The organism is Pararcticibacter amylolyticus (assembly GCF_003130405.1).
In the GTDB taxonomy this organism is placed as follows: Bacteria; Bacteroidota; Bacteroidia; order Sphingobacteriales; family Sphingobacteriaceae; genus Arcticibacter; species Arcticibacter amylolyticus.
Map to the genome: position 1 here is coordinate 529,363 of NZ_QEAS01000001.1, position 11,981 is coordinate 541,343.

Annotated in this window: 16 protein-coding genes; 6 read left to right on the forward strand and 10 right to left on the reverse strand. The window is 44.9% G+C overall.

The window, feature by feature from the left end; translation table 11 throughout:
• Both DDR33_RS02250 and DDR33_RS02255 read left to right on the forward strand, forming a co-directional pair.
• The coding region (locus tag DDR33_RS02250; RefSeq protein WP_109414116.1) for a nuclear transport factor 2 family protein at window positions 1-430 on the forward strand (430 nt) is incomplete at its 5' end.
• 185 nt (window positions 431-615) lie between these two features.
• On the forward strand, window positions 616-1,272 hold the full coding sequence (locus tag DDR33_RS02255) for an NAD-dependent epimerase/dehydratase family protein (RefSeq protein WP_109414117.1): 657 nt from the start codon (window positions 616-618) through the stop codon (window positions 1,270-1,272).
• Between the two features lie 34 nt (window positions 1,273-1,306).
• On the opposite strand, the gene DDR33_RS02260 is transcribed toward DDR33_RS02255, so the two are convergent.
• Complete coding sequence (locus DDR33_RS02260) at window positions 1,307-1,918, reverse strand: 2'-5' RNA ligase family protein (RefSeq protein ID WP_109414118.1); 612 nt, start codon at window positions 1,916-1,918, stop codon at window positions 1,307-1,309.
• Window positions 1,919-2,026: 108 nt separating this feature from the next.
• The gene (locus tag DDR33_RS02265; protein ID WP_109414119.1) at window positions 2,027-2,746 is read right to left on the reverse strand and encodes a hypothetical protein; all 720 of its coding nucleotides are present in this window, start codon (window positions 2,744-2,746) and stop codon (window positions 2,027-2,029) included.
• 53 nt (window positions 2,747-2,799) lie between these two features.
• On the opposite strand from DDR33_RS02265, the gene DDR33_RS02270 reads away from it, so the two are divergent.
• Window positions 2,800-3,507: an SAM-dependent methyltransferase gene (locus DDR33_RS02270; protein ID WP_109414120.1), complete on the forward strand. Its 708-nt coding sequence runs from the start codon at window positions 2,800-2,802 to the stop codon at window positions 3,505-3,507.
• Window positions 3,504-5,096: an FAD-dependent monooxygenase gene (locus DDR33_RS02275; RefSeq protein ID WP_109414121.1), complete on the forward strand. Its 1,593-nt coding sequence runs from the start codon at window positions 3,504-3,506 to the stop codon at window positions 5,094-5,096. Before DDR33_RS02270 ends, DDR33_RS02275 begins: the two co-directional genes overlap by 4 nt.
• 18 nt (window positions 5,097-5,114) lie before the next feature.
• On the opposite strand, the gene miaE is transcribed toward DDR33_RS02275, so the two are convergent.
• From miaE to DDR33_RS02295, 4 genes are all read right to left on the reverse strand, one after another.
• Window positions 5,115-5,717 (reverse strand): tRNA-(ms[2]io[6]A)-hydroxylase, encoded by a 603-nt coding sequence (gene miaE, locus DDR33_RS02280; protein ID WP_317047407.1) that lies wholly within the window; start codon window positions 5,715-5,717, stop codon window positions 5,115-5,117.
• A gap of 61 nt (window positions 5,718-5,778) precedes the next feature.
• Window positions 5,779-6,351, reverse strand: coding sequence for a nicotinate (nicotinamide) nucleotide adenylyltransferase (gene nadD / locus DDR33_RS02285; RefSeq protein WP_109414122.1), 573 nt, complete (start codon window positions 6,349-6,351; stop codon window positions 5,779-5,781).
• Between the two features lie 86 nt (window positions 6,352-6,437).
• Entirely contained in the window at window positions 6,438-7,007 is a 570-nt protein-coding gene (gmk, locus tag DDR33_RS02290; protein WP_109414123.1) for a guanylate kinase, read from the reverse strand.
• A gap of 38 nt (window positions 7,008-7,045) precedes the next feature.
• A complete protein-coding gene (locus DDR33_RS02295) occupies window positions 7,046-7,921 on the reverse strand; it encodes a YicC/YloC family endoribonuclease (RefSeq protein ID WP_238387627.1) in 876 nt (291 codons plus the stop codon).
• A gap of 205 nt (window positions 7,922-8,126) precedes the next feature.
• Between DDR33_RS02295 and DDR33_RS02300 the strand changes: the two genes are divergently transcribed.
• Window positions 8,127-8,849 (forward strand): hypothetical protein, encoded by a 723-nt coding sequence (locus DDR33_RS02300; protein WP_158280612.1) that lies wholly within the window; start codon window positions 8,127-8,129, stop codon window positions 8,847-8,849.
• Between the two features lie 10 nt (window positions 8,850-8,859).
• Here the strand turns inward: DDR33_RS02300 and DDR33_RS02305 are convergent, their stop codons facing one another.
• Both DDR33_RS02305 and DDR33_RS02310 read right to left on the reverse strand, forming a co-directional pair.
• Window positions 8,860-9,054, reverse strand: a complete 195-nt coding sequence (locus DDR33_RS02305; RefSeq protein ID WP_146198678.1) for a DUF6358 family protein — start codon at window positions 9,052-9,054, stop codon at window positions 8,860-8,862.
• A gap of 92 nt (window positions 9,055-9,146) precedes the next feature.
• A complete protein-coding gene (locus tag DDR33_RS02310) occupies window positions 9,147-9,464 on the reverse strand; it encodes a rhodanese-like domain-containing protein (RefSeq protein WP_109414192.1) in 318 nt (105 codons plus the stop codon).
• 221 nt (window positions 9,465-9,685) lie between these two features.
• Here DDR33_RS02310 and DDR33_RS02315 point away from each other — a divergent pair, with 221 nt between their 5' ends.
• On the forward strand, window positions 9,686-10,816 hold the full coding sequence (locus DDR33_RS02315; protein WP_109414127.1) for a DUF4407 domain-containing protein: 1,131 nt from the start codon (window positions 9,686-9,688) through the stop codon (window positions 10,814-10,816).
• Here the strand turns inward: DDR33_RS02315 and DDR33_RS02320 are convergent.
• Window positions 10,811-11,296, reverse strand: a complete 486-nt coding sequence (locus DDR33_RS02320) for a GNAT family N-acetyltransferase (protein ID WP_109414128.1) — start codon at window positions 11,294-11,296, stop codon at window positions 10,811-10,813. The genes DDR33_RS02315 and DDR33_RS02320 overlap by 6 nt on opposite strands.
• A 106-nt stretch (window positions 11,297-11,402) precedes the next feature.
• Window positions 11,403-11,981, reverse strand: a 579-nt coding sequence (locus DDR33_RS02325; protein ID WP_238387628.1) for a hypothetical protein, incomplete at its 5' end; no start/stop codon positions are given.

Here is an 11,981-nt window from a genome sequence, read left to right on the forward strand (position 1 = left end):
GATCATGAAAACTATCAAATCATTAACCGCCGCTTTTTTAATCGTCTTTTCATTCAGTGCATTTGCCAATGATGGCAGCAGCGTCTCGAAGAATAAAATGTATTTTGCAGTTAACTCGTATATCGATGCTGTAAACACGGGAAATAGTAAGGAGCTGTCAAACCTGCTTGATGCGAGAGCTAAATACACCATGCACTCAGATAACGAAGTCAGGAGCTATAACAAGTCAGAGTTCCTGGAAGTATTTAAAAGTTATGAAGGGCTGGTTCAGAACTGCCGGACAGACTTTAGCGTGCTTGAAATGGCCGGCCCGCAAGCGATCGTAAAGATCTCTATGAAGTACAGCGATTTTACAAAGGTTAATTACGTCACCTTTACCAGCGGTACTGATGGCTGGAAGATTACCAATATCTCCGCTTCCTATAACTAATATAATCAGAATATCTTTGAATTTGGCCCGGTATCCGGGCCTTTTTTGTATCAACCCTTGCCGTCTGCTTCCCGCCCGTAAAACCAGTGCCGTCGATTTTATGAAGAATAAAACCTCTGAATGCTTAACTTAGAGAAAATATCCAGGACTTTGAACTTTAAACTTTCCACTTTAAACTTTTTAGCATGGCTCTAAAAGTAATGATTACAGGCGCTACTGGCATGGTAGGCGAAGGGGTGTTGTTCGAATGCCTTCAGAATCCGAGGGTAACAGAGATTCTGATGGTAAACCGGCGGCATTATGAGCTTCAGCATCCTAAACTGAGAGAACTGATCGTGCAGGATTTCTTTCAGCTTGACCAGCATGCGCAGGAGATAGCAGATTATGATGCCTGCTTTTTTTGTGCCGGGATTAGTTCTGTAGGCATGAAGGAGGAGAAATATACCCATATCACGTTTGATACTACCCTGGCTTTTGCGCGTAGCCTGCTGAAGGTAAACGGTGCCATGACCTTTTGCTATATATCAGGGGCGGGTACCGATAGCAGCGAAAAGAGCAGAATGATGTGGGCGAGGGTGAAAGGCCGCACGGAGAATACGCTCGCTGCTCTGCCGTTTAAAGGGGAATATAATTTTCGTCCTGGAGCGATGCTTCCGTTTGATGGTCAGAAAAACTGGAAATCTGTTTACCGTCTTATTACGAAGGTTATTAAGTTTTTCGCTCCCGCAAGTGTGATCACCATGCATGAGCTGGGAAATGCCATGATCAATGCGGCTGTAACGGGCTATGAAAAGCAGGTACTGGAAATCCGTGATATCAAGGCCCTGACCGGCAAACGTTGATCCTGCGTGGCTGTTCCGGAATGATTACAGGTTGTTACGAGTGAAATAAGGTGAGCTGGGTGTGCCTGGAATATGAAGTTGCAGCAAATGGGAAGGACTTGATAAGCTGGTATCCATTTGTACTGACGCCCTGCTCCCGCCTCATTAAGAGCATTTCTTTGGCTTTAAAAGAGCAGTCGAGGCTGGCTTCCTGCCAGTCATTCCAGGCTTGTTCAAATTGTTCTTCCGGTAAGTTATCTGCAATGATTATATGAGGTGCACCGGCAAATACAGGTTTGACAGCGCCGGGAATCTTCAACTGCTTCTCATATTTCATGCGCAGATCTGTTATAATCTCCGTGAGGGGACCGGGGTCCTTTAAACCGGCAGAGATACAATGGGGAGGAGTGGAAGCGAATGTGCCTGTTTCAATGATCCTGGGAGTGACCGTCCGGGTGAACCGTTCGAAATGCTTGATTATATATTTTTCGGCGCTGAGGTGTTGTACAAAGCTTACGAGTACAATATGCGGCTTCAACTGATTTGCAAACCTGCAGCCATAGTGCCTGGTAAAGTGTTGCTGAACCTTTGCTATCTGGAGGTTGACCCGCCAGTCAGGTGAAACAACTAAAAGGTACTCGTAAAACTGACCGCTGTCAAGGCCCATATTTATTTCTAAAATTCAAAAATACTAATTTGATTAGTATTTTGTGTGATTTGCCGGCCTTGATATTTTCAGCGTCAGTTCATGATGTTTTATCTGGCGCCGGTGAGCCTAAGCAACGCTGGAGATGTACTTGATGAGACTTCGTTTAGCCAGGGGCAGCAATGTTTGTTCGAGAGGAAACGTGATATCCGTTTCTACATGATAAACTGCCGGGTTGGGGAACTCTCTCCTGTTATGAATGAGATCTTTCCTGATCGCTTCGGGTGTGCCGTAAATGAAATTACGGTCGTAGTTGGTCACAAACTGGGTGTTAATCCCCCGGTATTTCTCATCCTTCCCTTCGAAGATCGTTACCCTGAATTCGTAAACATTGGTAGCTTTGGCATCGCCGTTCCTGAGGAGCATGTAGCCATGAAAGGGGTAGAGGGGAACCACTCCTATTGTCTCGATCTTAAGCCTGCTTTCCACGAAGTCATAGATCTCTTTTCCGGCTTTGATGGCCGGATCCATTTTCCTGAGCGAGTAGTTGATGATCTGTTCAATCTCCTGCATCAGGGAATCATCCTTTACCATCTTCTCGTAAGTCAGGTTGACGGCCTCAATGTCTGCATTAGTCAGACGTTCCGGGAATGATTTCTGCAGGTTCGACTTGTCTTCTTTAAACTTAAGAAGATTATTATAGTGGAAAATCAGATCATGCAGATCCGGATACAGTTTGGTTCTGTGAAAGTGACGGTTTACATGTTGTAAATAAGCGAGAAGCAGATATTTCTTGTATTCAAAATCAACAGAGCCTTCAATAAACCAGTTTACACTTAAAGACGTCATAAATCCTCCTTTTACAATACAATATATAAGGAAAAAAGATCAAATTTGCAACAATGCCTAAAGGAACACTTTTTCTGATCCCCGTACCTTTGGCCGAAAATTCGGTTGAAAAGGTACTTCCAATGATGCAAATCCAGTTAATTAACAAGGTAAGCACCTACATTGTTGAGAATGAAAAGACCGCCCGGCACTGGCTGAAGAGCATGGAGCTTAAGACTCCCCAGAGCGAATTGAAGATCCATGTTTATGGGAAACATTCTGAGCGGAACGACATTGCCATATATTTCAATGAGCTGGAAGCCGGTGAAAATGTGGGCCTTATGAGCGAAGCAGGATGTCCGGCTGTGGCCGATCCCGGCTCGGAAATCGTAGCGGAAGCTCACAGAAGGAATATTACCGTGGTTCCGATGGTGGGGCCAAGTTCTATTCTTCTTGCTTTGATGGCATCCGGGTTTAACGGGCAGAGTTTCTCCTTTCACGGGTATCTGCCCATTGATAAAGCACAGCGTTCAAAAAGGATAAAGGAGCTTGAATCGCTATCTGAAAAGTTCCGTCAGACCCAGATCTTCATTGAGACGCCGTTCAGGAACAACCAGTTGCTCGAAGAGCTTTTAAAAAGCTGTCATGGCCGCACGAGGCTTTGTGTGGCTTGTAATCTGACAGCTGAAGACGAACAAATTATTTCCCGGCCTGTTGAACAATGGAGGAAGATGAAGATCGACCTTCATAAGAAACCTGTGATTTTTCTGCTGCTTAAATGAATTTGCTGCCTCATGATTGTTCCGTCCTCATTGTTGGTGCCGGCCCTTCCGGTCTGATGATGGCGGCGCAACTGCTGAGATATGGCATTCAGCCGGTGATCATCGATGCTAAAACCGGTCTCAATCAAGAATCACGGGCACTTGCCGTTCAGGCGCGTTCTCTGGAGATCTTCCGCCAGCTTGGTCTGAATGAAGCTGCCCTCGCTGAAGGTAACCCTGTCGACAGGCTCGCTGTATACCAGGATGCGGAAGTGGCTGCTTTCAGCCTGACGGAGAAAGATAAGATGCTTACCGCGTTCCCCTATGTGCTAATCCTGGAACAAAGCAAAACGGAGAAGATCCTTCTCGGTTACCTGACTTCGAACGCCTGCCCGGTGTATTGGAATACGGAACTGCTGGACATCCGGAGTGACGACCGGGGAGCAAAGGTAAAACTGAAGAGGGGGGAAACAGAGGAGGAAATAAAGTGCGATTGGGTAATTGGTGCAGACGGGGCTTCCGGTAAGGTCCGGAAGAGCCAGGGATTAAGTTTTGCCGGGGGGACCTATCTCAATCGTTTTTACCTCGCTGATATTGTGATGAAGGACCAGGGGGATGTCTCTGCTGCGAGGCTCTTCCTTAAAAAGGAGGGGTTTATGGGGATTTTTCCCGTAAATGGCCAGACCTACCGCTTTATCGGGGTGCTTCCTCAAACGCTGAAGGACAGAGCAGATGTGACATTTGATGATCTGAAGCCCTACCTGACGTATACCCTGGATTTTCCGTTGCAGGGAGAGGTATGCCAGTGGTTCTCGGTGTACAAGCTTCATCATCGCATTGCGGAGAGGTTTAGAAACAAGCGGTGCTTTTTAATCGGGGATGCAGCCCACATTCATTCGCCCGTAGGCGGACAGGGGATGAATACCGGGCTTCAGGATGCTTATAACCTCGCATGGAAGCTTCAGGGAGTGATCAAAAACGAGTTCCACGAGAAGATTCTCGATAGTTATTCAGAAGAACGAATGGGGATTGCAAAGCAGTTGCTGGCCACTACCGACAAGCTTTTCACGCTTTCGGTTTCGGGGAACTGGTTCATCAGGCAAATCCGCAATTATGTTCTTCCACGCCTGTTTCAATGGATCTGGAAACGTTCCGGGATGCCATTCAGATTGTTTTCGCACATATCTCAAATTGCCCTGCATTACCGGGCATCGGGAATGTCTGTTCACCATAGCAGGACCAGGGAGATTGCTGCCGGAGACCGCTTGCCCTATCTGAAGCTCTTTGACGAGAAGCGAAAAGAGCATTCCGATCTTCACGCCTGGTGCTCAAAACCCGGTTTTACATTGCTGGTCATCGGATTAATAAGTCAGCGCGACGTGCACTTGCTGGCTAAATTTATTAAAGCGACATATCCTGCCCAGCTTAACTTTTACTACCTTCCGCCCTCTTCCAGCAATCAGCATATTTTTGATGCCTTTGAAATAAAAGAAGATCATAAAAAAGCTGTGATCGTAAGGCCTGATCTTTATATCGGCTACATGAATGATGTAGTGGACATCGAGCTTATCGACATCTACCTGAGGGAAACGATCGGGTGGCGGAAATGACGAAGCCTGAAGCTTCAATTATCCGTGTACTGTTTCTTTTTTGCCGTAATTCTGAATCACCACAGCCTCATATTCAAGGAAGTCGTTCCAGCGTTTGTCCACATCTATTCCGTCGGCGTACTTTTTTGCGAGTTTAATAAATGTTGTGTAGTGTGTGGCTTCGCTGATCATCAGTTCGTGATAGAAGGATGAGAGGAAAGGATCGTTGATGTTTTCAGAAAGCACTTTAAATCTCTCGCAGCTTCTGGCTTCTATCATTGCGGCAAAAAGCAGGCGGTCTGTCAGCTGTTCCCGGCGGCTGCCTCCTTTTTTCAGAAACTTCAGAAGTTCGTTTACATAGTCATCTTTACGTTCGCGGCCCAGTGTATATCCGCGCTCAAGTATAATGTCGTGAACCCTCTTGAAATGATCCATCTCTTCTTTCGCTAATTCTGCCATCTCCTGTACCAGGTCAGACAGTTCAGGGTTCTGAACAATCAGGGTGATGGCATTGCTGGCAGCCTTTTGCTCGCAAAAGGCGTGGTCGGTCAGGATCTCTTCGATATTGCTCTCGACTACGTTTTTTACCCATCTCGGATCTGTAGGCAGCTTTAGCTTGAGGATAGTTTTTTCGGTACTCACTTGATGTAAATTTAAGCAGAATGTTCAGCCGATTAAAGATAGAGATTGCCCGTTAATTATCCTAATGATACAGATTTTTGGAATCTATAAATTCCAGTACGGCATCTGGTATAAAGAACTGGACATTCCTCCCCTCTTTCAGGGCTTTCCTGATAAATGTTGAGGAGATTTCCATTAGGGGTGTTTCTGTAACAGTGACAGACGGATGGCCGGCCAGTTCTGTTACCGGATACCCGGGACGGGGGTATACATAAATATGATAATCACGCAGGATCAGTTCGTAATTTTTCCATTTTTTCAACGATGCGAGATTATCCTGGCCCATGATCAGGGAAAACTGGTGTTCGGGATAGCGTTCTCCCAGGTGAGTAAGTGTGTCGATGGTATAAGAAGGCTGGGGTAGCTTAAATTCCACATCGCTCACTATTATACTCGCGGCCTGGTCGGTAGCAAGGCGGGCCATTTCAAGGCGGTCGTACATGTTGATGAGCCCGTTTTTGTCCTTCAGCGGATTATGGGGGGAGACTATTAGCCATACCTTGTCCAGATCGGTATAATGAGCCATATAGTTGGCTATGATCAGATGCCCCGTGTGAATTGGGTTAAAAGAGCCGAAGAAAAGTCCAACCTTCATAATTCAAATCAGATATCTGCAGGACCGGGCAACGATGGTTCTCATTTCCTGGAACGGGATGTCTGCCAGGTCCTGCAGTGAACGGGTTATTTTTTCAAGAATTCTTTTACGATTCTCTCGGCATCGTCACACGCCGTCTGAAGATCGTTGTTGGGAAGTATAATGTCAAAGCTCCTGGCAAATGAAAGTTCCTTGCCTGCTTTCGCGATCCGTTCTCTCAACTTTTCAGCGCTGTCGGTGCCGCGGCCCGCCAGCCTCTGGATCAGTATCTCAAGAGATGGCGGCTGGACGAAAATTGAGAGTGCCTGTTTACCGAACTTCTTCTTTAACCTCATTCCCCCCTGTACATCGATATCGAATACTACGTGCTTCCCGCTGTCCCAGATCCTTTGTATTTCGGAGCGCAATGTGCCGTAGAATGTTCCTGAGTATACTTCTTCAAATTCTACAAATTCATGCTTGGCAACCTTGTGAAGAAATTCTTCTTTTGATATAAAATAGTAGTCTTTCTCGTGCTCCTCTGTTCCTCTTGATTCTCTTGTTGTGGCAGAAATGGAAAACGACAGTTCCGGGATCTTTTTTAGCAGATAGTGAACAATAGTTGTTTTTCCGGCACCTGAGGGTGCGGAAAATATTATAAGCTTACCCTGAGTCATAATTGTGAAAAGTGTGGTCTAATATGTTTCTAAATCTGCTAAAGTACGTTTAACAATTGTTCCTTTATTTTTTCGAGTTCTTCCTTCATCCGCACAACTATCTGCTGAATTTGTGCGTCATTGGCTTTAGAACCCATTGTGTTGATCTCCCTTCCTATTTCCTGTGAGATGAAACCCAGTTTTTTTCCATTGGCATCGGAAGAATTCAATGCATCAAGGAAATAGTCGCAATGGCTCTTGAGTCTTATTTTTTCTTCGGTAATATCCAGTTTATCTATGTAGAATACCAGTTCCTGCTCAAGCCTGTTTTGATCGGTATTCTCTTTGCCTACATAGTCGGCAAGCAGCTGAAGTAACCTTTCTTTGATCACGGGTATTCTCTTGGGGTCCTGCTCTTCCACCAATTGCAGTGATTCAAGAATATTCCTGATCCGAAGCATCAGGTCTTTTTGCAGGACACCTCCTTCGTCAAGCCTGAAGGTCTGAAAGCTCAGCATTGCCTGAGAGAACGTGAGATATAACTGCTGCCATTCTTCCTCTGTTACAATATCTTCATCATATTTAATCACCTCCGGGAAATTCAAAGCAAGTTCAAGCAGGTTGTTGCCCTTGTCGTTCAGCTCGTCGGCTGAAGCCTTCAGTTGCTGGTAGTAAAGTGTTAAGAGTTCTTTATCTATAGAAGCTGTTTTCTTCTCATTATCAGCGTATTCAATCGTGAAAGTAATATTTACTTTTCCCCGCTCTATCTGTTTGCTGCAGTCGTTCCTGAGGATTAATTCTTTGTCAGAAAATGCTTTGGGAAGCTTTAATGCAAGCTCAAGAAATTTGCTGTTTAGTGATTTGATCTCTACGGTATATTTAGCATTAGCATAATCATTAGAGGCTATGCCGTAACCAGTCATGGATTTAATCATGGGCAAAGATACAATTTATTCAGAATCTGGAAATCCGGTTAATTTCTCATTAAAACGTTTTTCATGGCTTTATGTGTGATGTCTTTCCGCTTTGGTTCGATTTGTGTTAAAAATGGTTAAATACCAGTTCTTTCAAGAATTATAAATTACATTAGCAAGGATTATGTTTTACATAAAACGGGTATCTGCTGTAATTTTCCTGCTCATGACTGTTTTCTGCGCATTGGGACAAAGTGTCAGGACTCAGCAGGGCGCTGTTTTGAAACGGGGCGGGGGCGTCAGGATAAGCGGTGCCGTCATTCAGAACAAGCGGTCGATGGTATCGGTGACGACTAACCAGCTCGGCTTTTTCAGTATAGTCTCAACTGCGGGCGATACACTCTCGGTTTCAGCTGTAGGATATACCCCGCAGACGTTTGTGGCCTCTGATTTTAAAGATGCCATTATTTATCTTATTCCCGTTACTCAATTAGATGAGGTTATAGTACAGGGAAAATCTCTTGAAGGCGAGCTGAAAGGGATTCAGGATGCTTACAGGGGCAAGGGGGTATATTATAACGGGCGTCCTCCTCTTCTGGCAGCAATCTTCAGTCCCCTTACAGCGATCAATGAACTTTTTGGGAAAAATGCTAAACGGGCAAGACGTTTCCAGAACTATGCCAGCCAGGAGCTCGATTACCAGGAAATTACCCGGAGATTTAATGACCTGACTATCCGGAATGCCGTCCCATCCATAACTAATGAGGAGCTGCCTGTATTTCGGGGCGATTATTTGCCCACGGTAGATCAGATCAGGACCTGGAATGATTATGACCTGATGATCTACATTAAAAAATCATTTAAGGAATTCAGGGAAAAAAGTAGGCTGCAGGATAGTACAGGTACGAAAAGTAGTGTTCCGGAGAATAGCGCATCACCGGCGAAATAATTTCTCTGCTCTATGAGCTCCCTTTTTTTGCAAGGGTTTTAACCTCTTTTACCAGGCGGACCTTAAGGAATACAACAACCACTATCATAAATACGGATGCAGCAGAAAGCAAATATCTCTCGTGCCTGATACTCCATATCAGGAAAAATATGAACAGTAGAATGGCCAGATTATAGGTTACATTCAGGAGTATTTTTTTGATCATGTATATCTTCAATATATCATTCCCCGGTATCTGAAGGCTTTCATGCATTCAAATGCCGGGGAACGGGTGATTTAATTCTAAGTCTTTTGTTGTTAATAAACAGGCATTCCCGGATCGTATTTTTCTTTCCAGGCAAGGATTCCTCCTTCAAGATTGTAAAGATTTTCATAGCCAAGCTGCTGTTCCAGCTGCATAATGGCTGCCGCACTTCGTTTTCCGCTTCTGCACTGAACGATTACCGGCTTGTCTGCAGCGATCTTATCAGATTCAATGAGTACGCCTGCAAGCGGAATATTCTCGCCGCCCAGATTGGAAACTTCGTATTCAAAGGGCTCCCTGACATCGATCAGCTGAAAATCCTCACCTTTATCTATTTTCTGTTTTAATTCTTCCACTGTTATTTCTTTCATAATCTGAAGTTTTAAACCCAAAGATATAAAATATAAGCATCCAGCCTTTTGCCGGCTATCAGTGTTGTGTAAAAAAATAATGCACTCTTCATTTTTGCATAAAAGCTTTCCGGAAAAAGCAGAATTTTGACTATGAGCGATTTAAAGAAATGCTTAATATTTCTTTCTCTCTGTAACAACTGGGATTTCCGGTCGTTTCATAAAAGGTTAATTGTAGTTTGATGAAGAAGATTAATGATTTTTTCTGGTTCTGTTCAGGGGCTCATGTCCACACACTCAGAAAATTTCCGACTGAACATAACAAATATGTAGGAATTGGTGCTACTATTTTCTTTACGGCGCTGTTTGCCTCCCTTTCGGGTGGATATGCAATGTATTTTGTTTTCGCCGGCAGTAACGCCGCTGTGCTCTTTGCTATGCTGTTCGGCCTGATCTGGGGACTGGCCATCTTCAATATGGACAGGTATATTGTTTCAAGTATTAACAAGAACGGCTCTTCCAATAAGCAGATCCTGCAGGCGACGCCCCGTGTGCTGCTTGCTATCATGATCGGGATCGTGATCTCCCGGCCGCTCGAGCTGAAGATCTTCGATAAGGAGATCAGGCAAAAATTGCGTACAACGTATCTGAACGGCCAGCGGTCGAAGATCGATACGCTTAATCTTACGTTTGCCAACAAGTATGGAAATGAGCTCGGCAAACTGAAATCCCTTACTGCGGAAAAGGACTCGCTTGAGAAGGATATTAACCGTTCCCGTTATGTGCTGAACCAGGAGATCTTTGGGGATAAAACCAACCAGACTTCGGGCAAGGTGGGCTTTGGTACATTCGCGAAACAAAAGGAAGCTGTTCTGAGCGAGAAGGTGTCAAGGCTGCAAACCGTTCGGTCTGAGATTGCAGCGATGGAAGGTTATGTCAGCCGCCGCAGGGATCTGGATGGCATAAGCAGCGAAAGGATGTTCAGCGGAAAGCAACTGGATAGTCTTTCGAATGTCGCTGGTTTTGCCGACCGTAACTGGGCTCTCGGTCAGTTAAGTTTTAATGCCGACGGAAGCCGGGATACTGGTACCTATTTGGCGATCGCTTTCATCGGTCTTCTTTTCATTCTCTTCGAATGCCTGCCGGTGTTTGTCAAGCTGATGAGTGACAGGGGGCCTTATGATATCGCCCTGCAAAATGTAGAAGAATCAGCTGTTTACGGCTCTTACAAAGAGAAGGACTTTGATATTGCCGTTACCGATGGCGTGCAGGACACTAAGATTGAATCGGAGATCGGCAAGCAAAAGCAGATGATCAGGATGCGCTCTTCACGGGAGATAGAAGATTTTAACCTGAGCCAGCCTCCCTTATAGTGGTTTTATCATAATATAATCGTTCATAAAGAACTGGTAGAAAGGAATGTCAGCTTCGCTGTAAACCGAAAATCCCTGCTTTTTATAGAAAAGGAAAGCGGGGTTATGCCTGTTTACATTGAGCTCAAGCATCTTTCCTCCTTTGCTCCTGGCCATGTTCTCTACCTCGGAGATCAGGCAGCTGCCGGTGCCTTTTCCCTGCTCTGACGGATGGATGTAGAGCTTATGTAATTTGAAGGTTCCTTCTTCCGGTTCCGTACATGAAAAAGAGGCGAAAGCAACTGCAAGGTGTTCTTTTTCAACCAGCAGAAAGGTGTGTCCTTCGTCCATTTGCTGCCTGAGCGATCCCGGGGAATAGATCTTTTCAAGCATAAATCTTATCTGCTCGGGCGACAGTATCTTGCCGTAAGCAGGCCACCATATTTCATTGGCAAGCTTATTTATAACTGAAATGTCGTTCTGGTTTGCTATGCGGATCATATTTGCTGGCTATTAGCCGTTAGCTGTCTGCTATCAGCTTTTCTGCAAACTTAGATAAACTGATCTATGAAAAATATAGAGGCTGCAATGTTAAGGTGATTTTCCCCTAGAGATCTTCCGCAATAAAAATGAAGGGCTGATCGAAACTCAAAGTATAGAAGCCTTCTTTTTCGGTCCTGTAGATATGATCGGTCTCTTTTGCAAGGCCCTGCGAATGAATGTTCCTGATCTCGGAAAGAATCTCAATGTGCTCGTTTGCGACTTTCCACTTGCTGAAGCCGGACTTTACAGGAAAGATTCTTTTATCGGGCGTCAGGATTACCAGGTTGATATGATCTGCAAATAAAGCATAGTCTTTTATGTGAAAGGATGTAGTAATGATGTTTACCGAGTGATACTGCTCTCCGGCCAGGTACTTAAGTGCATCTTCCAGCGGCGCGTTTTCAGTGTGGATAACAAAGGTTCCTGGTTGTAATGGCATTGAGACTGAAACCTGGCTGCTGATGATACCGTCTATTTTGATGCCGAGCGAATCTGCTGTTTCATAAACATCCTCATTGACAAGTATGGTGGGACTCCATTCCAGTAACTGGCCAAGATTCTCCTGGTTAAAGCCTTCCAGCGACATAATCAGTAATGCGGGTTCCTGCTTTTCGCGAACTATATGGTGTGAGGACATGAATTT